Origin of the sequence: Streptomyces sp. NPDC001750, from assembly GCF_042892615.1 — a bacterium.
Classification (GTDB): Bacteria; Actinomycetota; Actinomycetes; order Streptomycetales; family Streptomycetaceae; genus Streptomyces.
In genome coordinates this window covers 224,876-248,171 of the sequence record NZ_JBIAUE010000012.1, presented here as the reverse complement: position 1 = coordinate 248,171, position 23,296 = coordinate 224,876, and the positions used below count along the sequence as shown (strand labels likewise).

Sequence of the window (23,296 nt, the reverse complement as noted above, 5' to 3'; positions counted from 1 at the left end):
CGCGGGGGGGGGGGGGGCCCCGCCCCGCCCGCCCCGGGCTGGCACGCCGCGGCCCGGCCCCCCCCGGGGGGGGGGCCGGGCGGGGCGGGGGGGGGGGGGGGGGGGGGCCCCCCCCCGGGGCCCCCCGCCTCGGGATTTCACGCCCAGGGGCCGTCCCGGCTTCGGAGGTCCGGTGCCGGAATTCCCGCTACCGGAAGTTCCAGCTCCGGAGGTCCGGCTCCGGAATTCCCGGTTACCGGAAGTTCCGAGGCCGCCGCCGGGCCGCTGAGGGGTACGAACCGGCGGGCGGCGGCCCCGGAAGTCGGGGGACGGACCGCGTCAGCGGCTGTCGCTGCCGACGGACTCCGCCGCCGCCCGGCCCGCTTCGAGGCGGGCGACGGGGATGCGGAACGGGGAGCAGGAGACGTAGTCCAGGCCCACCTCGTGGAAGAAGTGCACCGAATCCGGGTCGCCGCCGTGCTCGCCGCAGACGCCCAGCTTCAGGTCCGGGCGGGTGGCCCGGCCGGCCTCGACGGCGCTGCGGACCAGCGAGCCGACACCGTCCTTGTCGATCGTCTCGAACGGCGACACCCCGAAGATGCCCTTCTCCAGGTACGCGGTGAAGAACGATGCCTCCACGTCGTCGCGGGAGAAGCCCCACACCGTCTGGGTCAGGTCGTTCGTGCCGAAGGAGAAGAACTGTGCGGCCTCGGCGATCTGACCGGCGGTCAGCGCGGCACGCGGCAGCTCGATCATGGTGCCGATGGACAGCTTCAGCTGGGTGCCGGTGGCCGCCTCGACCTCGGCGACGACCTGGTCGGCCTCGTCGCGGACGATCTCCAACTCCTGCACCGTGCCGACGAGCGGGATCATGATCTCGGCGCGCGGGTCGCCCTTGGCGTTCTTGCGCTCGGCCGCGGCCTCGGCGATCGCCCGTACCTGCATGGCGAAGAGTCCAGGGATGACGAGGCCGAGACGGACGCCGCGCAGACCGAGCATGGGGTTCTGCTCGTGCAGCTTGTGCACTGCCTGGAGCAGACGCAGGTCGTTCTCGTTGGCGTCCTGGCGGGCCTCGGCGAGCGCTACCCGCACCGACAGCTCGGTGATGTCGGGCAGGAACTCGTGCAGCGGCGGGTCCAGCAGCCGCACGGTGACGGGCAGTCCGTCCATCGCCTCGAACAGCTCGATGAAGTCGGCCTTCTGGAGCGGGAGCAGCTCCGCCAGCGCGGCTTCGCGCTCGTCGTCGGTGTCCGCCAGGATCAGCTTCTCGACCATCCCGCGCCGCTCGCCGAGGAACATGTGCTCGGTGCGGCACAGGCCGATGCCCTGGGCGCCGAAGCGGCGGGCCCGCAGCGCGTCCTCGGCGTTGTCGGCGTTGGCGCGCACCCGCAGCCGGCGCACCCGGTCCGCGTACGCCATGATCCGGTGCACGGCGGAGACCAGCTCGTCGGCGTCGTCGGCGCCCGCGTGCATCCGGCCCTCGAAGTACTCGACCACCGGGGACGGCACGACGGGCACCTCGCCCAGGTACACCTTGCCGGTGGAACCGTCGATGGAGACGATGTCCCCCTCCTCGACGACCCGGCCGCCCACCGTCATCCGGCGGCGCTTGGTGTCGACCTCCAGCTCCTCGGCACCGCAGACGCAGGTCTTGCCCATGCCGCGGGCGACGACGGCGGCATGCGAGGTCTTGCCGCCGCGCGAGGTCAGGATGCCCTCGGCCGCGATCATGCCGTCGAGGTCGTCGGGGTTGGTCTCGCGGCGGATCAGGATGACCTTCTCGCCCGACCGGGACCACTTCACCGCGGTGTACGAGTCGAACACGGCCTTGCCGACCGCGGCGCCGGGCGAGGCCGCGATGCCCCGGCCGAGCAGCTCGGTGTCCGCCTCCTCGTCGAAGCGCGGGAACATCAGCTGCGCGAGCTGGGCCCCGTTGACCCGCTGGAGTGCCTCGGCCTCGTCGATCAGGCCCTGGTCGACGAGCTGGGTCGCGATCCGGAAGGCGGCACCTGCGGTGCGCTTGCCGACCCGGGTCTGCAGCATCCACAGCCGACCGCGCTCGATGGTGAACTCGATGTCGCACAGGTCCTTGTAGTGCGTCTCGAGCTTTTCCATGATCTGCATCAGCTGGTCGTACGACTTCTTGTCGATCGACTCCAGATCGGCGAGCGGCACCGTGTTCCGGATACCGGCGACCACGTCCTCGCCCTGCGCGTTCTGCAGGTAGTCGCCGTAGACGCCCTGGTGGCCGCTGGCGGGGTCGCGGGTGAACGCGACGCCCGTGCCGGAGTCGGGGCCGAGGTTGCCGAAGACCATCGAGCAGACGTTGACGGCGGTGCCGAGGTCGCCGGGGATGCGCTCCTGGCGGCGGTACAGCTTGGCCCGGTCGGTGTTCCACGAGTCGAAGACCGCCTTTATGGCCAGGTCCATCTGCTCGCGCGGGTCCTGCGGGAAGTCGCGTCCGGCCTCGCTCGAAACGATCTTCTTGAACTGCTTGACCAGCTTCTTCAGGTCGGCCGCGTCGAGATCCACGTCGACCGTGACGCCCTTGGTCTCCTTCGCCGCCTCCAGCGCCTCCTCGAAGAGGTCGCCGTCGACGCCGAGCACGGTCTTGCCGAACATCTGGATGAGGCGCCGGTAGGAGTCCCACGCGAACCGCTCGTCGCCCGCCTGCGTGGCGAGACCGGCCACGGACTTGTCGGACAGACCGATGTTGAGGACCGTGTCCATCATTCCGGGCATCGAGAACTTCGCGCCGGAACGGACCGAGACCAGCAGCGGGTCGTCCACCTGACCGAGCTTCTTGCCCATCCGCGCCTCAAGGGCGTCGAGGTGGGCGCTGACCTCGTCGCGCAGCTCCGCCGGCTCCGCACCGCTCTCCAGGTAGACCTTGCACGCCTCGGTGGTGATGGTGAACCCCGGAGGAACGGGGAGACCGAGGTTGGTCATCTCGGCGAGGTTCGCGCCCTTCCCCCCGAGGAGGTCCTTCAGATCCTTGTTGCCCTCGGTGAAGTCGTAAACGAACTTCTGCCCCTGGGACGCCGGGGATTCCGGGTTGGATACGTGGGGATCTTTGTTTTCCGACACGGGTCTCGACTCCTCGAAGACGCGGTGGCTGCCCTGACGGCGAGGAACATACCCAGATCGAAGGTGTCTGGGTACGTCCACTTGCGCGTCATGGGGGCTCGGCCACTCGTCCGCCAGCAGATCGAAAGTGACGCAGCCCGTCCTCCCACCAAAGACAAGTATTCACTTCTTGAACACATCACCACTTGCCGCAATCAATGCTGCCGCGAACGACCACTCTGCGCAACGGAAGCGTCGATCGATCAAAATACGAGCCACTGGCACCGAGTGCCATCATTTGAGAAATGCACCCCTCGAAATTGCGCTCATTTGAGCGGCGCGACTCTCAGAGTGGCGAGAATCACTCTACGGGTGGCGCTCAGATGTCACCATCTGGACACGTCAAAAACGCCCGACGGTCACACATTGATCAATAAATGGTAGCTCAGCGTGAGCAAACCCGCTTCGCGGCGTGCGTAACGAGCGCATCCAGATGCCCATCTGGCCAAATATCGCCGAATCTGGCTGGATTCGACGCTCAGATGAGTACGCCATCTGTAGCGGCACGCGGTGCCTCATGTGCGGGAGGGGCACAGGCGCCGGGAGGGGCGCGGGGCGCCGGGCCGCGGAAAGGCCGAGGGCCCGCCGGGGCGTACGTCCCCGGCGGGCCCTCGGCGCCGTCGCAGGCCCTGGGAGGCCGGCCGCGACCAGCACTCAGCCGCCCGATGTGTCCAGTTCCGCGTCCGCGCTCACGCCCGCGCAGTCGTAGGGGTCCTTCAGCCAGCCGTCCGGCAGCACCACGCGGTTGTTGCCCGAGGTGCGCCCGCGCGGCCCGTCGGCTCCGTCCGGCCACGGCTGGTCCAGGTCGAGTTCGTTCAGCTGCGCGCCCAGCTCGTCCAGCGAGGAGGTGACCGCCAGCTTCTTGCGCATCTCCGAGCCGACCGAGAAGCCCTTGAGGTACCAGGCGACGTGCTTGCGGAAGTCGATCACGCCCCGCGCCTCGTCGCCGAGCCACTCCCCCAGCAGCGTCGCGTGCCGCAGCATCACGCCGGCGACCTCGCGCAGCCGGGGCTCCCGCCTCGTCCCGGTGCCCTCGAACGCGCTCACCAGATCACCGAACAGCCAGGGACGGCCCAGGCAGCCGCGCCCGACGACCACGCCGTCGCAGCCGGTCTCGCGCATCATCCGCTGCGCGTCGTCCGCGCACCAGATGTCGCCGTTGCCGAGCACCGGGATCTCCGGGACGTGCTCCTTGAGCCGGGCGATGGCGTCCCAGTCGGCGGTGCCGCCGTAGTGCTGGGCGGTCGTCCTGCCGTGCAGGGCGACCGCCCTGACACCCTCCTCGACGGCTATCCGGCCGGCGTCGAGGTAGGTGAGGTGGTCGTCGTCGATGCCCTTGCGCATCTTGATGGTGACCGGCAGATCGCCCGCGTGGGAGACCGCCTGGTTGAGGATCGCGCGCAGCAGCGGCCGCTTGTACGGGAGCGCGGAGCCGCCGCCCTTGCGGGTCACCTTGGGGACCGGGCAGCCGAAGTTCAGGTCGATGTGGTCGGCGAGGTCCTCGTCGACGATCATGCGGACGGCCTTGCCGACGGTGACCGGGTCCACCCCGTACAGCTGGATCGAGCGCGGGGTCTCGCTCGCGTCGAAGTGGATCAGCTGCATGGTCTTCTCGTTGCGCTCGACCAGCGCCCGGGTGGTGATCATCTCGCTGACGAACAGCCCCTTGCCCCCGGAGAACTCCCGGCACAGGGTGCGGAACGGGGCGTTGGTGATGCCGGCCATGGGGGCGAGCACCACCGGCGGCTGCACCGTGTGCGGGCCGATCCGGAGCTGCGGGAGCGAGGGGGCGAACGTGGTCATTGCTCCATTGTCGCGTACGGCGCGGAGCGGTCCGCCGCCGTCCGTGGCGTGAAGTACTCCGTCCGGCCCCGCCCGGTCGGCGGGATTCATTAGTTAACCGTACTATCAATGCATGCCCGAGCTCAGCCATCGCCGACGGCAACTGGTGCTGGCGATCTGCTGCATGAGTCTGCTGATCGTCAGTCTCGACAACACCGTCCTGAACGTCGCCCTCCCCTCCATCCAGAAGGAACTGCACGCCACCGTCGCGGGCATGCAATGGACGATCGACGCCTACACCCTGGTGCTGGCCTCGCTGCTGATGCTCGCGGGGTCCACCGCCGACCGGATCGGGCGTCGCCGGGTGTTCCGGACCGGGCTGGTCCTCTTCACCCTCGGCTCGCTGCTCTGCTCCCTGGCGCCGAACCTGGAGTCGCTGGTGGCGTTCCGGATGGTGCAGGCGGTGGGCGGTTCGATGCTGAACCCGGTCGCGATGTCGATCATCACCAACACCTTCACCGACCCACGCGAACGGGCCCGCGCCATCGGGGTGTGGGGCGGCGTGGTCGGCATCTCGATGGCGGCGGGTCCGCTGGTCGGCGGGCTGCTGGTGGACTCGGTCGGCTGGCGCTCGATCTTCTGGGTCAATCTGCCGGTCGGCCTCCTCGCGCTGCTGCTCACCTGGCGCTACGTCCCCGAGTCCCGCGCCCCCGAACCGCGCCGCCCGGACCCGGTGGGGCAGCTCCTGGTGATGGCGCTGCTCGGCTCGCTGACGTACGTGATCATCGAGACGCCGACGGTGGGCTGGACCGCGCCGCATGTCCTGGGACTCGCCGTGCTCGCCGTCGCAGCCCTCGCCGGGCTGTTGCTGTACGAGCCGCGGCGCACCGAACCCCTCATCGACCTGCGGTTCTTCCGCAGCGCCCCGTTCAGCGGAGCCACCGCCATAGCGGTCTGCGCGTTCGCCGCGCTGAGCGGGTTCCTGTTCCTCAACACGCTCTACCTGCAGAACGTGCGCGGACTGAGCGCGCTGCACGCCGGTCTGTACATGCTGCCGATGGCGGCCTTGACCTTCGTCTGCGCCCCGTTGTCCGGACGGCTCGTCGGTGGCCGGGGTCCGCGGCTGCCACTGCTCGTGGCCGGGACGGCCATGACGGCGTGCGGGCTGATGTTCGCCGCGTTCGAGGCGGAGACGGACAACGTCCTGCTGTTCACCGGGTACGTGCTGTTCGGCATCGGCTTCGGCATGGTGAACGCGCCGATCACCAACACGGCCGTCTCCGGGATGCCCCGCGCTCAGGCCGGGGTGGCCGCGGCCGTCGCCTCGACCAGCCGGCAGGTCGGCGGGACGCTCGGGGTCGCCGTGATCGGCGCGGTGCTCGCGGCGGGCGTGGCCGGGACCGGATCGCCGCGTGGCTCCGCGTACGCGGCCGCCTTCGTGGACGCGGGCAGGCCGGCGTGGTGGATCATCACCGGATGCGGGCTGTGCGTCCTGCTGGTGGGGGCGCTGACGAGCGGGCGCTGGGCACGGGAGACGGCGCGCCGGACCGCCGTGCGCCTGGAGGCCCGGACAGCCGCCCGCGTCGGGAAGCAGCCCACGGCGAGCTCCCGGGCCTGAAGCCGCTCCAGCCCCGCTCCGGCCGCCGGACGGGGCGGCGCCACCAAGTGGCACCACTTGGCACCACCTGGCACCACCTGGCGCCATCCCGCACAACCGCTGGCGCACGAGCAGGCGTGATGCCACCACGACTCAGCCCACCTCCATCATGTTTCCGCAGGTCAGAGCGGACACCCTCGCAACACCCCCACACAAGACGCCGCCGGGGCTTGCGCATGGCGCCACAGTGATGCCACTATGGCGCCATGGACCTCACCCCGTATGTCGACACCCTGCGCCGCGAACTCGCGGTGGCCGCCGAAGCCGGCGGGGAAGACGCCCGCGAGCTGGCCGAACGGCTCACCGCTCCTCTGGAGTCGGCGACCCGTCTGACCATGCTCAATGTCCTCTCCGCCGCGATGGACGAGATCACCCGCGAGCTCGCCCCCGGCTCGGTCGACGTACGGCTGCGCGGGCTGGACCCCGACTTCGTGGTGACACCACCGCCCGGCGGCGGCGTCACGGAAGCGGCCGTCGCCCCTGTCGAACCGGTCAGGGCGCAGGCGCCCGCCGACAGCGACGAAGGCGGCACCGCCCGCGTCAATCTGCGTCTGCCGGCACACCTCAAGGCGCGCGCCGAGGAGGCCGCGAGTCGCGAGGGCCTGTCGGTCAACGCGTGGCTGGTGCGGGCCGTGTCGGCCGCGGTCGAGGGCGGCGCGCGAGCGCGTACCCCGGAGAAGTCCCGTACCACCGGACAGAGCTTCACGGGCTGGGTGCGCTGATGCTGCGACCGGAAGGGTTCACCGGCTCGCGACGCCCGGCACGGCACCTCGCCCCGTTGTCGCACCACGCGAGTACGTCCCCGAGGACGATCCTCCGCCTCGCGACGCACCGCACCGGACGCCGCGAGCTCCCCGGCAAACCCTTCCGGCCACAGCACTAGTGCCGTGACCGGCAAGGTTTGCCCGGAAGGAGCGTCGTCCGGTCGTGCGATCGCAAGGCGGCCGAAAGCCCTCGTAGCGGGCTACATGGACTTTCGGCCAACGCCGCGAGCGTGCGTGCCGGACGGTGCGACGGGGGCAAACGTTGCCGGGAGCGGCACTAGGTGCGTCCGCCCCACTCCACCCACACCACGTCCCACCAGCGGGGACGCCCCAAGGACTCATGAGGACGGTACAGCCATGCCTTCTTTCGACACTCCCGAACCGATTTCGGTCACCGCACACGTCGGCGCCGGCTCGATCCGGTTCACCGCGAGCGACCGCCTGGACACGGTCGTCGAGGTGCGGCCCGCCGGCCCGAAGCAGAACAAGGACGTGCGGGCCGCCGAGCAGACCGAGGTGGTGTACGCGAGCGGCGTCCTGACCATCAGGACGAAGCAGCGCTACCTGATCGGCCCCACCGGCGCCGTCGACGTGTCGGTCGAGCTGCCCGCGGGCTCGCGCGTCGACCTGACCGGCTCCTGGACCCAGGTGGTCGGCGAGGGCCGGCTGGGCGAGGTCCAGGTGAAGACCTCGGGCGGAAACGTCCGCCTCGACGCGACCGGGCCGCTCCGGCTGAACGCCTCCCACAGCTCGGTCTTCATCGACCGGATCGAGGGTACGGCGGGGATCACCACCAGCTCCGGCAGCCTGCGCGTCGGCACCGTCGACGGTTCCGCCGTCCTGAAGAACTCGCACGGCAACACGACCGTCGCCGCCGTGACCGGCGACCTCCGGGTGAGCGGCGCCCACGGCGACATCGACATCGAGCGTGCCGAGGGCTCCGTCACCGCCACCACCGCCCACGGCGCCCTGCGCGTCGCCGAGGTCGCCGGTGGGGTCGTCCACCTGGAGACCGCCTACGGCGGCATCGAGGTCGGCGTCCGCGAGGGCACCGCCGCCTGGCTCGACGTCAGCTCCGAGCGCGGGCAGGTGCACAACGCACTCGCCGACTCCGCCCCGCCGACGGAGGCCGAGAACACCGTCGAGGTCCGTGCCCGGACCCGCTGGGGCAACATCGACATCCGCCGCGCCAAGGTCTGAGCACCGGCTCGCCGACTCGCCCGCTCCCCAGTCACCCCAGCCCTCGAACGGGAGGACCCCATGTCTTCTTCTGTCATGCCCACACCAGGGACGGCCGGTTCACGACCGCCCGCCGCCGTCTCCACCGTCGGTCTGCGCAAGTCGTACGGCGACAAGACCGTGCTCGACGGCATCGATCTGCACATCCCGGCCGGGTCCGTGTTCGCGCTGCTCGGACCGAACGGCGCCGGCAAGACCACCACCGTGCAGATCCTGTCCACGCTCGTCGCCGCCGACGGCGGGCAGGCCCTGGTGGCGGGCCACGACGTCGCCACGTCACCGGACAAGGTGCGCGCCGCGATCGGCGTCACCGGGCAGTTCGCCGCGCTCGACGACCTGCTCACCGCCGAGGAGAACCTGCTCCTCATGGCCGACCTGCTGCGCCTCGGCAGGCACGAAGGCCGGTCCCGTACCCGGGAGCTGCTTCAGCGGTTCGACATCGCGGACGTCGCGCACAAGCGGGCCGCGACCTTCTCCGGCGGTATGCGGCGTCGGCTCGACATCGCCATGACACTGGTCGGCGACCCCCGGGTGATCTTCCTGGACGAGCCGACGACCGGGCTCGACCCGCGCAGCCGCCGCACCATGTGGGACACGGTGCGCTCGCTGGTCGCGGGCGGCACCACCGTCTTCCTCACCACCCAGTACCTGGAGGAGGCCGACCAGCTCGCCGACCGGATCGCCGTGCTCGACGGCGGCCGGATCATCGCCGAGGGCACCGCCGACGAGCTCAAGGCGCGGATCCCCGGCAGCCATGTACGGCTGCGGTTCACCGACCCCGCCGAGTACGAGCGCGCGGGCGCCGCCTTCCCCGGCGCGGCCCGCGACGACGAGAACCTCGCCCTGCGCGTGGCGGGCGACGGCGGCATCGACGCGCTGCGCGCCCTGCTCGACCGGCTCGACGCCGCCGGCATCCGGGCCGCCGACTTCTCCGTGCACACCCCCGACCTCGACGACGTGTTCCTCGCCCTGACCGGCGACGGCACCACCGGCACCGGCACCACCTCGGCGCTTCACATCAAGGAGACCCTGCGATGAGCACCCTCGCCTACGCCGTGCACGACTCGATGACGATGCTGCGGCGCAACCTCAAGCACGCGATCCGTTATCCGAGCGTGGGGTTCGGCAGCGCCATGACGCCGATCCTGATGCTGCTGCTGTTCGTGTACGCCTTCGGTGACTCGATCGGCGTCGGCATGGGCGGCGGCCGGGACGCGTATCTGAACTACCTGACCCCGGGGATCATCGTCATGGGGGTGGCCGCCGGCTCGATGTCGACCTCGATCGCGGTCTGCTCCGACATGACCGAGGGCATCATCAACCGCTTCCGCACCATGAGCATCACGCGCTCGTCGTTCATGACGGGCCATGTCCTCGGCAGCGTGGTCCAGACGATGGTGTGCACCGTGCTGGTCGTGGGCGTGGCGCTCGCCGTCGGCTTCCGCTCGGGGGCGAGCCCGCTGGAGTGGCTGGCCGCGGCCGGTCTGCTCGCGGCGATCGCGTTCGCCGTCACCTGGCTGTCGGTGGCACTCGGCCTGATCTCCAAGACCGTCGAGTCCGCGAGCAACAAGCCGCTGCTGATCCAGTTCCTGCCGTTCCTCGGCTCCGCCTTCGTGCCGGCCGACTCGATGTCGCCGGGCCTGCGCTGGTTCGCCGAGCACCAGCCGTTCACACCGATGACCGAGACCCTGCGCGGCCTGCTCTCCGGCTCGGAGGTCGGGAACAACGCCTGGATCTCGCTCGCCTGGTGCGTCGGCATCGCCCTGGTCGGCTATGTCTGGTCACGCTCGCTGTTCAACAGCACCACCAAGCGCTGAGAGCCCGTCCCGCCACTGCGCTCGATCCCTGAAAACGCGCCACGGCGGAGGCCCCGATCCACTCGGGCCCTCCGCCGTGGCGGTCCGGCTTCCATTCCCGGACGCCCCGTCGGCCGACGGGGCGTCCTCACGCGTCCCGGCCGATGCCGTCGGCGAACGGTGCGCGTTCGTACGGGGATCGGGGAGCGGTCAGCTCTGCGCCGGGCCGTCCTGCTCGGTCATGTCCGGCTGCGACGAGCCGTCCGACGACGACTCCTCCCGCGCAAGGTCCGGAGCCGACTGCGTACGCTCGCGCATCCGGCGCAGCAGTTCCTGCTTCTGGTCGGCGGCCGCCTTGCGGTCGGCCTGGCGTGCGGTGCCCATGCCCTGCTGGTCGGCGCGGGACAGCTTCTTGCGCTGTCCGCCCACGCCGAGGAGGCTGTTACGGCTCTTGGCCACGGTGTTCTCCCATTCATGGTGAAGGGCGAGAGGGGGAAGGAGGCCCGAGTCGGCCTCTGATCGATCCGGTGGGCGGCGGGTGCTCGGACCCGCCGCGCTCTCACTCGTAGATCTGGAAGAACGAAGAAGACATGGCGGCACCGTACTGCGCCTCCGTCCGCCACCGCACCCGCTTTTCCCGCGCGTCGGCCCGGAACCGCGCACGGCGGCATACGACGGAGCCCCCGGCTCCTCCGCACGGGGTGCGGGGAACCGGGGGCTCCGGCCGATGCCACGGACCGGGCCGCCGCTGCGGCCCAGGCGGTGCGAGCGGGCGTCAGCAGCCGAGCAGGCGGGCGCCGAGGTAGGCCTGGATCTGGTCCAGGGAGACGCGCTCCTGCTTCATGGTGTCGCGCTCGCGCACGGTCACCGCGTTGTCGTCCAGGGTGTCGAAGTCGACGGTGACGCAGAACGGCGTACCGATCTCGTCCTGGCGGCGGTAGCGGCGGCCGATGGCGCCCGCGTCGTCGAACTCGATGTTCCAGTTCTGCCGCAGGTCGGCGGCGAGACCCTTGGCCTTCGGCGACAGCTGCGGGTTGCGGGACAGCGGCAGCACGGCGACCTTGACCGGCGCGAGGCGCGGGTCGAGGCGCATCACGGTGCGCTTCTCCATGACGCCCTTCGCGTTGGGCGCCTCGTCCTCGATGTAGGCGTCGAGGAGGAAGGCGAGCATCGCGCGGCCGACACCGGCTGCCGGCTCGATGACGAACGGGGTCCAGCGCTCGCCGGCCTCCTGGTCGAAGAACGACAGGTCGGTGCCGGACGCCTTGGAGTGCGCCTTGAGGTCGTAGTCCGTGCGGTTGGCGACGCCCTCCAGCTCACCCCACTCGCTGCCGCCGAAGCGGAAGCGGTACTCGATGTCGGCGGTGCGCTTGGAGTAGTGCGAGAGCTTCTCCTGCGGGTGCTCGAACCACCGCATGTTCTCCTCGCGCAGGCCCAGGCCGGTGTACCAGTTCCAGCGCTGCTCCATCCAGTACTCGTGCCACTTCTCGTCCTCGCCCGGCTTGACGAAGAACTCCATCTCCATCTGCTCGAACTCACGGGTGCGGAAGATGAAGTTGCCCGGGGTGATCTCGTTGCGGAAGGACTTGCCCATCTGGGCGATGCCGAACGGCGGCTTCCGGCGCGAGGTCTGCTGGACCTGGGCGAAGTTGGTGAAGATGCCCTGGGCGGTCTCGGGGCGCAGGTAGGCGACCGAGCCGGAGTCCTGGGTCGGGCCGAGGTGGGTGGAGAGCAGACCGGAGAACTGCTTGGGCTCGGTGAACGTGCCCTTGTTGCCGCAGTTGGGGCAGTTGAGGTCGGCCAGGCCGTTCGCGGGGAGGTGGCCGTGCTTCTCCTCGTACGCCTCCTCCAGGTGGTCGGCGCGGAAGCGCTTGTGGCAGGAGGTGCACTCGGTCAGCGGGTCGGTGAACGTGGCGATGTGGCCGGAGGCGGCCCACACCTCGGAGGCCAGGATGACCGACGAGTCGATTCCGACCACGTCCTCGCGCGAGGTGACCATGTAGCGCCACCACTGGCGCTTGAGGTTCTCCTTCAGCTCGACGCCCAGCGGCCCGTAGTCCCAGGCGGCCCGCTGACCGCCGTAGATCTCACTGCAGGGATAGACGAAGCCACGGCGCTTGCTCAGGCTGACGATGGAGTCGATCTTGTCGGCGGCCACGGTGCTCTCTTCATTACGAGGACGAACGTCGAATGGTACAGATTACCGGCGGGCCCTCCCCTCGGATCAAATCGGTGGCGGTCCGGTCGGCCGCATGACCATCTCATCATCCTTGTTGACAATCGTTTCCAATTTCATTGAAAATGAGTGTCATGAACGTCAGCCGCCTCATACCCACCATCACCCTCGCCGGAGCGGTCACCCTCGGCCTCACCGCCCTCACGGCCTGCTCCGCCTCGGACGCCGCCGATCACAAGAACGGCGACAAGCTCGACGTGGTGGCCTCGTTCTATCCGATGCAGTACCTGGCCGAGCAGATCGGCGGAAAGCACGTCTCGGTCACCACACTGACCAAGCCGGGCGTCGAGCCGCACGACCTGGAGCTCAGCCCGAGGCAGATCGGCGGGCTGAGCGACGCCGACTACGTCCTCTACCTCAAGGGCATCCAGCCCGCCGTCGACGACGCCATCAAGCAGTCCGGCGTCAAGAACGTCGTCGACGCCTCCGAGCTCACGAAGCTGGAGGAACACGGCACCGAGGCAGGCGACGACCACGACCACGCCGGGAGCGACGAGCACGGCCACGAGCACCACGGCGACGGGGCCGGGGCGGACCCCCACATCTGGCTGGACCCGGTGAAGTACGCCGAGGTCGCCAAGGGCGTCGGCACGTCGTTGGAGAAGGCCGACCCCGACCATGCCGCCGACTACCGCAAGAACACGGAAGCGCTGGTCGGCAAGATCGACGCGCTGGACACGGCGTACGAGACGGGCCTGAAGTCCACCGCGACCAGGACCTTCATCACCACCCACTCCGCCTTCGGCTACCTCGCCGAGCGCTACGGCCTCACCCAGGAGGGCATCGCCGGCATCGACCCCGAGGCCGAGCCCAGCCCCGCCCGGATCAGCGAGATCCACGCCGTCGCGCAGAAGAACAAGGTCACCACCGTGTTCTTCGAGACCCTCGCCAGCGACCGGACCGCGAAGACCCTCGCCCGGGACACCGGTCTGAAGACGGACGTCCTGGACCCGCTGGAGGGAATCACGGACAAGTCCAAGGGCGACGACTACATCGAGGTCATGCGGTCCAACCTCGCCGCACTGCAGAAGGCGCTCGGCGCGAAGTGACCCGCACGACCCCCACGGCCCATGCGCCCCGCACGGCGCACGCCGCCCACACGGCAGAAGCGGCGACTGCCTCCCCCGAGGCCCACGCGACAACCGCCACAGCAGCATCGGAGGCGCTCATGCCCGAGTACGGGAGCACTACCACAGACCCCGTGATAGCCCTCAGGGGCGCCACGGCCACGCTCGGCGCGCGTGCGGTGCTGCGCGGCATCGACCTGACGGTCCACCGCGGCGAGGTCGTCGCCCTGCTCGGCGCCAACGGCTCGGGCAAGTCGACCGCCGTGCGCTCCGTCATCGGCCAGGTCCCGCTCACCGGCGGCTCCGTCGAACTGTTCGGCACCCCGTTGCGTCGCTTCCGCGCCTGGTCCCGCGTCGGCTACGTGCCCCAGCGCACCACCGCCTCGGGCGGCGTGCCCGCCACGATCCGCGAGGTCGTCTCGTCCGGGCGGCTCTCCCGTACGCGGTTGGGCCCGCTCCGCAGGGCGGACCGGGCCGCCGTCGACCGGGCCATCGAACTGGTCGGTCTGAGCGACCGGGCCGGGGACTCGGTGAACGCGCTCTCCGGCGGACAGCACCAGCGCGTACTGATCGCCCGGGCGCTGGCCGCCGAACCGGAGCTGCTGATCATGGACGAGCCGATGGCCGGCGTCGACCTGGGCAGCCAGGAGATCCTCGCCACGACGCTCCGCGAACAGGTCGCCACCGGCGCCACCGTGCTGCTGGTGCTGCACGAACTCGGCCCGCTGGAGCCGCTGATCGACCGCGCGGTCGTGCTGCGCGACGGCTGCGTGACGCACGACGGGGCGCCCCCGAAGGCGGTGGGCCAGCACGCCCTGCCGGGACACGACCATGTACACCCCCACGCGGCCACCGAGCCCGTCCGGACCGGACTGCTGAGCTGATCATGGAATTCCTCGATCCCCCCTTCATGCAGCGGGCCCTGCTCGCCGCCGTCCTGGTCGGCGTCATCGCCCCCTCCGTCGGTGTCTACCTCGTCCAGCGCCGCCAGGCCCTGATGGGCGACGGCATCGGTCACATCGCGATGACCGGCGTCGGCCTCGGCTTCCTGCTGTCCACCAGCCCGGTGTGGATGGCCACGGCGGTCGCCGTCGCCGGCTCCGTGGTGATGGAGCTGATCCGCTGGTACGGACGCACCCGCGGCGACATCGCGCTGGCCATGCTGTTCTACGGCGGCATGGCGGGCGGCGTCCTGCTGATCAACCTCTCCGACACCGGCTCCAACGCCAACCTCACCTCGTACCTCTTCGGCTCGCTCGCCACCGTCTCCACCGAGGACATCACCGCGATCTGCCTGCTGGCCGCCTTCGTCCTGCTGGTGACACTGGGGCTGCGGCGGCAGTTGTTCGCGGTCAGTCAGGACGAGGAGTTCGCCCGCGTCACCGGGCTGCCGGTGCGCGCGCTGAACCTACTGGTCGCCGTGACCGCGGCGGTGACCGTCACCGTGGCGATGCGGGTCGTCGGGCTGCTGCTGGTCAGCGCCCTGATGGTGGTGCCGGTCGCGGCGGCGCAGCAGATCTCCCGGTCGTTCCGGCTGACGTTCGTGCTGTCGGTCGTCATCGGTACGGCGGTGACCCTGGCGGGCACCGTCACCTCGTACTACCAGGACGTACCGCCCGGTGCGACGATCGTGCTGCTGGCCATCGCGGTCTTCGTCGCCCTGACGCTCCTCGCGACCCCGCTGGCCCGGCGGCGGGCCCGCCGGAGCGAGGAAGCCTCCGGCGAGTGCACCCTTGAAGCAGGGGCCGGCAGTCCCGTGGAGGACGAACTCCGGGTGTGACCACGAGAACCGGGCGGACTGGCACAATGGCCCGACACAGGTACGGGCGACACGAGGAGGCGGCTGTGGCGACGGCGCCGATCAGTGGAACGAACGCGGCCCCGGTACGTGGCCGGTCGACCCGGCAGCGGGCGGCGGTGGCGGCGGCGCTCGACGAGGTGGACGAGTTCCGCAGTGCCCAGGAGCTGCACGACGTGCTCAAGCACCGCGGCGACTCGGTCGGGCTGACCACCGTCTACCGCACCCTCCAGTCCCTCGCCGACGCGGGCGAGGTGGACGTGCTGCGCACCACGGACGGCGAGTCCGTGTACCGCCGCTGCTCGACCGGCGAACACCACCACCACCTGGTGTGCCGGATGTGCGGCAAGGCCGTCGAGGTCGAGGGTCCCGCCGTGGAGCAGTGGGCGGAGTCGATCGCCACGCAGCACGGATACGTGAACGTGGCGCACACGGTGGAGATCTTCGGCACCTGCGCGGAATGCGCCGGACGCGCCGACGAGAAGGAGTGAGGGCCCGGGCGGCGGGGGCGGGCGGTGTGCGCCGGCCCCCGCCGTCCGCTCAGCCCTTCGGCGCGGGGGCCGTCTCCACGGCGCCGCCGAACCGCCGGTCCCGCTGGGCGTACTCCAGACAGGCCCGCCACAGGTCGCGGCGGTCGAAGTCCGGCCACAGCACGTCCTGGAAGACCATCTCGGCGTAGGCGCTCTGCCAGATCAGGTAGTTGGACGTGCGCTGCTCACCGCTGGGGCGGACGAACAGGTCGACGTCCGGCATGTCCGGGTAGTAGATGTACTTCGCGAACGTCTTCTCGTTGACCTTGGACGGGTCCAGCTTCCCGGCCGCGACGTCCTGCGCGATGCGCTGCGCGGCGTCGGCGATCTCGGCCCGGCCGCCGTAGTTGACGCAGAAGTACAGCGTCATCCGGTCGTTGTCCTTCGTCTGCTCCTGGGCGATCTGGAGCTCCTGGACCACGGACTTCCACAGCTTCGGCATGCGCCCCACCCAGCGGATGCGGATGCCCAGCTCGTCCATCTCGTCGCGGCGGCGGCGGATCACGTCCCGGTTGAAGTTCATCAGGAACTTCACCTCCTCCGGGGACCGCTTCCAGTTCTCCGTGGAGAACGCGTACAGCGAGAGGTTCTTGACGCCCATCTCGATGCAGCCCTTGAGGACGTCCATGACGACGCCCTCGCCGACCTTGTGCCCCTCGGTGCGCGGCAGGCCGCGCTCCTTGGCCCAGCGGCCGTTGCCGTCCATCACGATGGCCACGTGCTTGGGCACCAGCTCGCCGGGGATCCTCGGGGGCGTGGCACCGGAGGGGTGCGGCTCCGGGGTCTTGTAGTCGCGTCGGTTACGGCCGCCCAGCATCCCGCGTACTGCCATGAACTGTCTCGCTCCCTGTGCCTGATCCATGCCGGATCCGTGCCTGATCCGCCTGTGTCACTTCTCTACGTACCGCAGTGAGCGCAGCCCGCGCTCCAGATGCCAGTGCAGATACGCGGACACCAGTCCGCTCCCCTCCCTGACATGACGCGCCTCGCACGCGTCCGCCGTCTCCCAGTCGCCGGTGAGCAGCGCGCTCAGCAGGCCGACGGCCTCGGTCGAGGGTACGACGCTGCCGGGCACCCGGCAGTCGCCGCATACGATGCCGCCCGCCGCGACGGAGAAGAACCGGTTCGGTCCGGGCATGCCGCACTTCGCGCAGTCCTCGAAGCTGGGCGCGTAGCCGTTGACGGCGAGCGAGCGGAGCAGGAAGGCGTCGAGGACGAGGTGTGGTTCGTGCTCGCCGCGGGCGAGGGTGCGCAGCCCTCCGACGAGCAGCAGGTACTGCTGGACCGCGGGCTCGCCCTCGTGGTCGGTGAACCGCTCGGCGGTCTCCAGCATCGCGGTGCCTGCGGTGTAGCGGGCGTAGTCGGTGACGATGCCGCCACCGTACGGGGCGATCGTCTCGCTCTGCGTGCAGAGCGGCAGCCCCCGGCCGACCAGCTCGCCGCCCCGGGCGAAGAACTGCACGTCGACGTGGGAGAAGGGCTCCAGACGGGCGCCGAACTTGGACTTGGTGCGCCGCACCCCGCGCGCGACGGCCCGTACCCGGCCGTGGCCGCGGGTGAGGATCGTGATGATCCGGTCGGCCTCGCCCAGCTTCTGCGTGCGCAGCACCACGCCGTCGTCCCGGAACAAGCTCATGCGTCCATTGTCCGGTACGGGGACGGGGCCTCTCACCCGCACTCCCGGGTGGGGCTCCCGGGGGCGTGCGGGCAGGAGCGGTCAGGAGGGGGTGCGGGCCGCCGCGGCCAGCAGCCGGGCGGTGTCCTCGGCGCAGATCCGCAGCGCCCCGCCCACCGTGGTCAGCACCTCGCGCTCGGACGGGCCGTAGGGGCCGTCGGCGAGGGCGATCCTGGCGCCCTGGAGGAGGATCGCCTCGCGTCCGGCGGGGGCCAGGTGCGGGGCGAGGGGCTCCAGCGCCTCGTGCAGTTCGATGGCGAGGGCGGCGCCGCACGCCTCGGCCGCCGGGTCGAAGGCGGAGCCGTGGCCGATGTCGGCGGAGAGGACCTCGACGACGGTGGAGAGCTGTTCCTCCGTGCAGTCGTCGAAACCGGCACCGCGCACGGTGGCGGCGGCGGTCCGCAGGACCGTGCGGGAGGTGGTGCCGCCGGCCGCGAGGACGCCGAGGGCGACCGTGTGGACGGCGTCCCGGAGCATCGCGGAGAGCCGGGTGGTGGTGGGGTGGTCGAGCACATCGGTGTCGAAGTGACTCCGGCAGGCGGCGCATTCGACGACGGGCCCGGTGGTGCCGCGGCGCAGCATCGGCACGCCGAGCACGGCGAAGCGGCGGCGTCCGGTGAGCCTGCGGTAGTTGCGGTCGCCGCCGCAGCCGGGGCAGAAGAACTCGCCGTCACCTACGGCGTCCCAGACGGTGCGGATGCCGCAGATGCGCAGCTTCATGGCGCGTTGTCCCAGGGCTGACCGCACGTCGCACACCTCCGTAACTCCCCCGTGGCCCCAAGGGCACGGGAGGTGCCCCCTCCGGCAACATTGCCGCGTGGACGTGATGTTAACCACAGTCGTGAGGTGCCGTCAGTACCCCGATCGTCACAACCCCGGAGATGGCCGAACCCCGCCCCCGGCCGGAGCGGGGGCGGGGTACTGGGCCGTGCGGTCGCCTACGCCGTCGGGCGGGCCGGGTCAGCGGCCGGCGCGGTTGACCGCGGAGACGACCGCCTTCAGCGAGGCGCGCGTGGTGTTGGCGTCGATGCCGATGCCCCACAGCACCCGTCCGTCGATGGCGCACTCGATGTACGAGGCGGCCTGGGAGCTGGCGCCCTCGCTCATGGTGTGCTCGGTGTAGTCGAGGAGGCGGGCGTCGATGCCGATGGCCTGCAGCGCTTCGAAGAACGCGGAGATCGGACCGTTGCCGGTGCCGGTCAGCACGGTGTCGGTGCCGTCCACCGTCGCCTCGACGGTGATGGTGTCCCGGCCGTCGGAGCCGGTCGTGGACTGGCCCGAGCGGATCTGTACGCGCCCCCATTGGGCCGCGGCGTTCTCGGGGTTGGGCAGGTACTCGTCCTGGAACACGGACCAGATCTGCGCCGGGGTGACCTCGCCGCCCTCGGCGTCGGTCTTGGCCTGAATGATCCGGGAGAACTCGATCTGCATCCGGCGCGGCAGGTCGAGCTTGTGGTCGTTCTTCAGGACGTAGGCGATGCCGCCCTTGCCGGACTGCGAGTTGACCCGGATGACGGCCTCGTAGCTGCGGCCGACGTCCTTCGGGTCGATCGGCAGGTACGGCACGGCCCACTCGATCTCGTCGACGGTCGTGCCCCGGGCGGCCGCGTCGGCCTCCATGGCGTCGAAGCCCTTCTTGATGGCGTCCTGGTGGGAGCCGGAGAAGGCGGTGTAGACGAGGTCGCCCGCGTAGGGATGGCGCGGGTGGACCTCCATCTGGTTGCAGTACTCGCTGGTTCGGCGGATCTCGTCGATCTGCGAGAAGTCGATCTGCGGGTCGACCCCCTGCGAGAAGAGGTTCATGCCCAGGGTGACCAGGTCGACGTTGCCGGTGCGCTCGCCCTGGCCGAACAGGCAGCCCTCGATCCGGTCCGCGCCGGCCATGAGGGCCAGTTCGGCGGCGGCGACGGCGGTGCCGCGGTCGTTGTGCGGGTGGACGGACAGGCAGATGTGCTCGCGGCGGGTCAGGTTCCGCGACATCCACTCGAAGCGGTCCGCGTGTGTGGACGGGGTCGACCGCTCCACGGTGGCGGGCAGGTTGAGGATGATCTCGCGCCCCTCCTCCGGCTGCCAGACGTCGCAGACCGCCTCGCAGACCTCCAGGGCGAAGTCCAGCTCGGTGTCGGTGAAGATCTCCGGGCTGTACTGGTAGCCGAAGATCGTCTCCGGGCCCAGCAGCTTCTCCGCGTACTCCATGACCAGCCGGGTGCCGTCGACGGCGATCTGCTTGATGTCGTCCTTGGAGCCGCGGAAGACGACCCGGCGGAAGGTGGGGGCCGTGGCGTTGTACAGGTGCACGGTGGCACGTCGGGCGCCGACCAGGGACTCGATGGTCCGCTCGATCAGGTCCTCACGGGCCTGCGTCAGGACGGAGATCGTCACGTCCTCGGGGATCGCGCCCTCCTCGATGATCGAGCGGACGAACGCGAAGTCGGTGTCCCCGGAGGACGGGAAGCCGACCTCGATCTCCTTGTAGCCCATGCGGACGAGCAGGTCGAACATCTCGCGCTTGCGGGCGGGCGACATCGGGTCGATCAGGGCCTGGTTACCGTCGCGCAGGTCGGTGGAGAGCCAGCGCGGCGCGACGGTGATCCGCTTGTCCGGCCAGGTGCGGTCGGGGATGTCGACGGCCTCGTACCGGCCGTACTTGTGGATCGGCATCCCGGACGGCTTCTGCATCCCGGTGGCGTTGGTGATCGGCGTCGGACGTCCGACAGCGGTCGTGGCAGGCATCGGGGCGGGGCGATCGGTGGTCATGGCGTGCGGCTCCTCGGGGTCCAACCAATGGGACGGCCGACGTGTCGCTGCACCACCAGACTCCGCGGGGAGGGGGTCGGCCTACGACTACAGGCCCTCGCCGCGGCAGCTAAGAAGAAGCAGCCCGAAACGCATGATGCGACGAGAGTAACCGAGATACGCCTGAGGCGTCCGACCCGTATCACTATGCGGAATCGCGACCGCCGTACGGGATCGGGAGCACCGTGCGGCATCGAGGCCGTACGGGCCGGAACCTCTCTGCGCGGCCGGGCACTCGAAACACCCGGGCGCGGCCGATCACTCCATCTGACCAACCGCCGTCGCAACCAGCGACAAGCCGATTACGTGCTGCCACAGTCGAATGTATGCAGCCTCACTCCCAGAACGGGTTCCGCCCCGTCTTCTGCACCATCGTGCCGCCCCATGTCCTCGACAGGCTCTCCCGCTCGGACAACGCCGATCTCGCCGGGCGCGCCCGGCGGACGTTGGAGAGCGACGCCGCCCGCCGCACCCGCCGCCATCTGGCGACGGTCACCGCCCCGTCCGCGACCCGCGCGGCCGGGGCCGAGCCGTCCGACACGCCCGACCGGACGCTGTACGACTGCCGGAACGGCACCACGCTGCCCGGCACCAAGGTCCGCGCCGAGGGCGCGGAGCCGACGCAGGACGCGAGCGTCAACCGCGCGTACGCGGGGCTCGGCGCCACCTTCGACCTCCTGTTCAAGGTGTACGGCCGCCGTTCGATCGACGACAACGGACTGCCGCTGATCGGTTCCGTGCACTACGACGAGAAGTACAACAACGCCTTCTTCGACGGCGAGCAGATGGTGTTCGGCGACGGCGACGGCGAGATCTTCCTGGACTTCACCCTCCCGATCGACGTGATCGCCCACGAGCTGACGCACGGCCTGACCCAGTACACCGCCAATCTGAGCTACTACGGCCAGTCCGGCGCGCTCAACGAGTCGGTGTCCGACGTCTTCGGCTCGCTGGTGAAGCAGTACACGCTGGGCCAGAGCGCGGACCGGGCGGACTGGCTGATCGGCGCCGGTCTGCTGGCCCCTGAGGTCCAGGGCGTCGCGCTGCGCTCGATGAAGGAGCCGGGCACGGCGTACGACGACGACGTGCTCGGCAAGGACCCGCAGCCGGGGAAGATGGAGGACTACGTCCACACCAGTCAGGACAACGGCGGGGTGCACCTCAACTCCGGCATTCCGAACCGCGCCTTCTACATGCTGGCGACGGCGCTCGGCGGCAACGCGTGGGAACGGGCCGGGCAGATCTGGTTCGATGTGCTCACGGGCGGCCGGCTGGCCGTGGACGCGGACTTCGCGGACTTCGCTCGCCTGACGGTGGACGCCGCCCGTGACCGCTTCGGGGAGGGTGACGAGATCGAAGCGGTGCTGAAGGCGTGGTCGGAGGTGGGCGTTCCGGCCACTTAGGAGGATCGGGCCGGCCGCGCAGGACGATCGGACCCGTGCTCCGGCCCGTCCGGCGAAGACGACAGGGCCCGTGCCCCGGCCCGTCCGGCGATGGAGGACAACCGCATGCGGATTCAGGTCAGCAGGACCGGCGGCTTCGCCGGTATCGCACGCAACGGCGAGGTCGACACCGCCGGACGGGCCGATGCCGCGGAGTGGGAGGCGCTGGCCGAATCCGCGCTCGCCGCGGGCCAGGGTTCCCCGCCCCGGGGCGTGCCGGACGGCTTCCAGTACCGGATCACGGTGGACGGACGTTCGGTCCACTGCGCGGACCCCCGGCTGACCGACGCGCAGCGCGCCCTGGTCTCACGCGTCCTGAAGGAGGGTGCGTGAGGCGGCCGGGAGGGGACCGGGCCTACGGCTGACCGGGCGCCCGGCCGACGGCTCGTGCGGCGTCGGCCCCGGGCCCTCGGCCCACTGGCTCAGAAGCCCAGCTTCCGCAGCTGCTTGGGGTCGCGCTGCCAGTCCTTGGCGACCTTCACGTGCAGGTCCAGGAAGACGGGTGTGCCGAGCAGCGCCTCGATGTGCTTGCGGGACTTCGTACCGACTTCCTTCAGCCGCCTGCCCTTCGGGCCGATGATGATGCCCTTCTGGCTGGGACGTTCGATGTAGACGTTGGCGTGGATGTCGAGCAGCGGCCGGTCCGCCGGGCGGCCCTCGCGGGGCAGCATCTCCTCGACGACGACGGCGATGGAGTGCGGCAGCTCGTCGCGCACGCCTTCGAGGGCAGCCTCCCGGATCAGCTCCGCGACCATGACCATCTCGGGTTCGTCGGTGAGGTCGCCCTCCGGGTAGAGCGGGGGGCTCTCCGGGAGCAGCGGGGCGATCAGATCGGCCAGCAGACCGACCTGATTGTCCTTGACCGCCGAGACCGGGACGATCTCGGCCCATTCGAAGCCGAGTTCCTCGGCGAGGCGGGAGACGGCGAGGAGCTGTTCGGCGAGCTGCTTGGAGTCGACGAGGTCGGTCTTGGTGACGATGGCGATCTTCGGGGTCTTCTTGATCCCCGCGAGTTCCTTGGCGATGAACCGGTCGCCGGGGCCGAGCTTCTGATCGGCGGGCAGGCAGAAGCCGATGACGTCGACCTCGGCCCAGGTGGTCCGCACGACGTCGTTGAGCCGCTCGCCCAGCAGCGTGCGCGGCTTGTGGAGGCCGGGCGTGTCGACCAGGACCAGCTGCGCGTCCTCGCGGTGCACGATGCCGCGCACGGTGTGCCGGGTGGTCTGGGGCCGGTTGGAGGTGATCGCCACCTTCCGGCCGACCAGAGCGTTCGTGAGGGTGGACTTGCCCGCGTTGGGGCGGCCCACGAAGCAGGCGAAGCCGGCCCGGTGGGGTGCGTGGTCCGCGCCCTGCTGTGCGGCGGCTTCTGTGTCAGGTCGAACGCTCATGGCGCCCATTGTCCCCGATCC

Annotated in this window: 20 protein-coding genes; 11 read left to right on the top strand and 9 right to left on the bottom strand. The window is 70.4% G+C overall.

Annotated features, from left to right (window positions below):
- Nucleotides 1–318 precede the first annotated feature (318 nt).
- Both ppdK and dusB read right to left on the bottom strand, forming a co-directional pair.
- On the bottom strand, nt 319–3,066 hold the full coding sequence (gene ppdK, locus ACFYY6_RS20525) for a pyruvate, phosphate dikinase (RefSeq protein WP_389194493.1): 2,748 nt from the start codon (nt 3,064–3,066) through the stop codon (nt 319–321).
- Nucleotides 3,067–3,759: 693 nt separating this feature from the next.
- Nucleotides 3,760–4,908, bottom strand: a complete 1,149-nt coding sequence (gene dusB / locus ACFYY6_RS20520) for a tRNA dihydrouridine synthase DusB (RefSeq protein WP_351629825.1) — start codon at nt 4,906–4,908, stop codon at nt 3,760–3,762.
- Nucleotides 4,909–5,020: 112 nt separating this feature from the next.
- Here dusB and ACFYY6_RS20515 point away from each other — a divergent pair, with 112 nt between their 5' ends.
- From ACFYY6_RS20515 to ACFYY6_RS20495, 5 genes are all read left to right on the top strand, one after another.
- Nucleotides 5,021–6,505: an MFS transporter gene (locus ACFYY6_RS20515; RefSeq protein WP_351521983.1), complete on the top strand. Its 1,485-nt coding sequence runs from the start codon at nt 5,021–5,023 to the stop codon at nt 6,503–6,505.
- 245 nt (nt 6,506–6,750) lie between these two features.
- Nucleotides 6,751–7,266, top strand: coding sequence for a toxin-antitoxin system HicB family antitoxin (locus ACFYY6_RS20510; RefSeq protein WP_351521985.1), 516 nt, complete (start codon nt 6,751–6,753; stop codon nt 7,264–7,266).
- Between the two features lie 399 nt (nt 7,267–7,665).
- Nucleotides 7,666–8,508 (top strand): DUF4097 family beta strand repeat-containing protein, encoded by an 843-nt coding sequence (locus ACFYY6_RS20505; RefSeq protein ID WP_351521986.1) that lies wholly within the window; start codon nt 7,666–7,668, stop codon nt 8,506–8,508.
- Nucleotides 8,509–8,583: 75 nt separating this feature from the next.
- Nucleotides 8,584–9,585: an ATP-binding cassette domain-containing protein gene (locus ACFYY6_RS20500; RefSeq protein ID WP_386607338.1), complete on the top strand. Its 1,002-nt coding sequence runs from the start codon at nt 8,584–8,586 to the stop codon at nt 9,583–9,585.
- Nucleotides 9,582–10,364, top strand: coding sequence for an ABC transporter permease (locus ACFYY6_RS20495; protein ID WP_351521990.1), 783 nt, complete (start codon nt 9,582–9,584; stop codon nt 10,362–10,364). The genes ACFYY6_RS20500 and ACFYY6_RS20495 overlap by 4 nt, the downstream gene beginning before the upstream one ends.
- A gap of 189 nt (nt 10,365–10,553) precedes the next feature.
- On the opposite strand, the gene ACFYY6_RS20490 is transcribed toward ACFYY6_RS20495, so the two are convergent.
- Entirely contained in the window at nt 10,554–10,802 is a 249-nt protein-coding gene (locus tag ACFYY6_RS20490) for a DUF6243 family protein (RefSeq protein WP_351521992.1), read from the bottom strand.
- Nucleotides 10,803–11,118: 316 nt separating this feature from the next.
- Nucleotides 11,119–12,501, bottom strand: a complete 1,383-nt coding sequence (locus tag ACFYY6_RS20485) for a glycine--tRNA ligase (RefSeq protein WP_351521993.1) — start codon at nt 12,499–12,501, stop codon at nt 11,119–11,121.
- Between the two features lie 152 nt (nt 12,502–12,653).
- Between ACFYY6_RS20485 and ACFYY6_RS20480 the strand changes: the two genes are divergently transcribed.
- The 4 genes from ACFYY6_RS20480 (at nt 12,654) to ACFYY6_RS20465 (ending at nt 15,935) form a co-directional block, all read left to right on the top strand.
- On the top strand, nt 12,654–13,628 hold the full coding sequence (locus tag ACFYY6_RS20480; protein WP_351521995.1) for a metal ABC transporter substrate-binding protein: 975 nt from the start codon (nt 12,654–12,656) through the stop codon (nt 13,626–13,628).
- Between the two features lie 119 nt (nt 13,629–13,747).
- Nucleotides 13,748–14,530 carry a metal ABC transporter ATP-binding protein gene (locus ACFYY6_RS20475; protein WP_351522033.1) on the top strand — a complete coding sequence of 261 codons (783 nt, stop codon included), beginning with the start codon at nt 13,748–13,750 and terminating at the stop codon, nt 14,528–14,530.
- Nucleotides 14,531–14,532: 2 nt separating this feature from the next.
- Entirely contained in the window at nt 14,533–15,426 is an 894-nt protein-coding gene (locus ACFYY6_RS20470) for a metal ABC transporter permease (protein WP_351521997.1), read from the top strand.
- Nucleotides 15,427–15,491: 65 nt separating this feature from the next.
- Nucleotides 15,492–15,935 carry a Fur family transcriptional regulator gene (locus ACFYY6_RS20465; RefSeq protein ID WP_073787454.1) on the top strand — a complete coding sequence of 148 codons (444 nt, stop codon included), beginning with the start codon at nt 15,492–15,494 and terminating at the stop codon, nt 15,933–15,935.
- 49 nt (nt 15,936–15,984) lie between these two features.
- Here the strand turns inward: ACFYY6_RS20465 and ACFYY6_RS20460 are convergent, their stop codons facing one another.
- The 4 genes from ACFYY6_RS20460 to leuA form a co-directional block, all read right to left on the bottom strand.
- Nucleotides 15,985–16,806 carry an isoprenyl transferase gene (locus tag ACFYY6_RS20460; protein ID WP_351629811.1) on the bottom strand — a complete coding sequence of 274 codons (822 nt, stop codon included), beginning with the start codon at nt 16,804–16,806 and terminating at the stop codon, nt 15,985–15,987.
- 57 nt (nt 16,807–16,863) lie between these two features.
- Entirely contained in the window at nt 16,864–17,610 is a 747-nt protein-coding gene (recO, locus tag ACFYY6_RS20455; protein ID WP_351522001.1) for a DNA repair protein RecO, read from the bottom strand.
- Nucleotides 17,611–17,691: 81 nt separating this feature from the next.
- Nucleotides 17,692–18,369, bottom strand: coding sequence for a TerB family tellurite resistance protein (locus ACFYY6_RS20450; RefSeq protein WP_351522035.1), 678 nt, complete (start codon nt 18,367–18,369; stop codon nt 17,692–17,694).
- Between the two features lie 240 nt (nt 18,370–18,609).
- Nucleotides 18,610–20,406 carry a 2-isopropylmalate synthase gene (gene leuA, locus ACFYY6_RS20445; protein WP_351522003.1) on the bottom strand — a complete coding sequence of 599 codons (1,797 nt, stop codon included), beginning with the start codon at nt 20,404–20,406 and terminating at the stop codon, nt 18,610–18,612.
- Nucleotides 20,407–20,771: 365 nt separating this feature from the next.
- Here leuA and ACFYY6_RS20440 point away from each other — a divergent pair, with 365 nt between their 5' ends.
- A complete protein-coding gene (locus ACFYY6_RS20440; protein ID WP_389194489.1) occupies nt 20,772–21,848 on the top strand; it encodes a M4 family metallopeptidase in 1,077 nt (358 codons plus the stop codon).
- 105 nt (nt 21,849–21,953) lie between these two features.
- Nucleotides 21,954–22,220, top strand: a complete 267-nt coding sequence (locus tag ACFYY6_RS20435) for a protealysin inhibitor emfourin (protein WP_351522007.1) — start codon at nt 21,954–21,956, stop codon at nt 22,218–22,220.
- A gap of 89 nt (nt 22,221–22,309) precedes the next feature.
- On the opposite strand, the gene era is transcribed toward ACFYY6_RS20435, so the two are convergent.
- Entirely contained in the window at nt 22,310–23,284 is a 975-nt protein-coding gene (gene era / locus ACFYY6_RS20430) for a GTPase Era (protein WP_351522009.1), read from the bottom strand.
- Nucleotides 23,285–23,296 lie beyond the last annotated feature (12 nt).

Coding starts and splice junctions, on each gene's coding strand:
- dusB (WP_351629825.1), bottom strand. CDS start 4,908: ATGACCACGTTCGCCCCCTCGCTCCCGCAGCTCCGGATCGGCCCGCAC.
- ACFYY6_RS20515 (WP_351521983.1), top strand. CDS start 5,021: ATGCCCGAGCTCAGCCATCGCCGACGGCAACTGGTGCTGGCGATCTGC.
- ACFYY6_RS20510 (WP_351521985.1), top strand. CDS start 6,751: ATGGACCTCACCCCGTATGTCGACACCCTGCGCCGCGAACTCGCGGTG.
- ACFYY6_RS20505 (WP_351521986.1), top strand. CDS start 7,666: ATGCCTTCTTTCGACACTCCCGAACCGATTTCGGTCACCGCACACGTC.
- ACFYY6_RS20500 (WP_386607338.1), top strand. CDS start 8,584: ATGCCCACACCAGGGACGGCCGGTTCACGACCGCCCGCCGCCGTCTCC.
- ACFYY6_RS20495 (WP_351521990.1), top strand. CDS start 9,582: ATGAGCACCCTCGCCTACGCCGTGCACGACTCGATGACGATGCTGCGG.
- ACFYY6_RS20480 (WP_351521995.1), top strand. CDS start 12,654: ATGAACGTCAGCCGCCTCATACCCACCATCACCCTCGCCGGAGCGGTC.
- ACFYY6_RS20475 (WP_351522033.1), top strand. CDS start 13,748: ATGCCCGAGTACGGGAGCACTACCACAGACCCCGTGATAGCCCTCAGG.
- ACFYY6_RS20470 (WP_351521997.1), top strand. CDS start 14,533: ATGGAATTCCTCGATCCCCCCTTCATGCAGCGGGCCCTGCTCGCCGCC.
- ACFYY6_RS20460 (WP_351629811.1), bottom strand. CDS start 16,806: ATGGCAGTACGCGGGATGCTGGGCGGCCGTAACCGACGCGACTACAAG.
- recO (WP_351522001.1), bottom strand. CDS start 17,610: ATGAGCTTGTTCCGGGACGACGGCGTGGTGCTGCGCACGCAGAAGCTG.
- ACFYY6_RS20450 (WP_351522035.1), bottom strand. CDS start 18,369: ATGAAGCTGCGCATCTGCGGCATCCGCACCGTCTGGGACGCCGTAGGT.
- leuA (WP_351522003.1), bottom strand. CDS start 20,406: ATGACCACCGATCGCCCCGCCCCGATGCCTGCCACGACCGCTGTCGGA.
- ACFYY6_RS20440 (WP_389194489.1), top strand. CDS start 20,772: ATGCAGCCTCACTCCCAGAACGGGTTCCGCCCCGTCTTCTGCACCATC.
- ACFYY6_RS20435 (WP_351522007.1), top strand. CDS start 21,954: ATGCGGATTCAGGTCAGCAGGACCGGCGGCTTCGCCGGTATCGCACGC.
- era (WP_351522009.1), bottom strand. CDS start 23,284: ATGGGCGCCATGAGCGTTCGACCTGACACAGAAGCCGCCGCACAGCAG.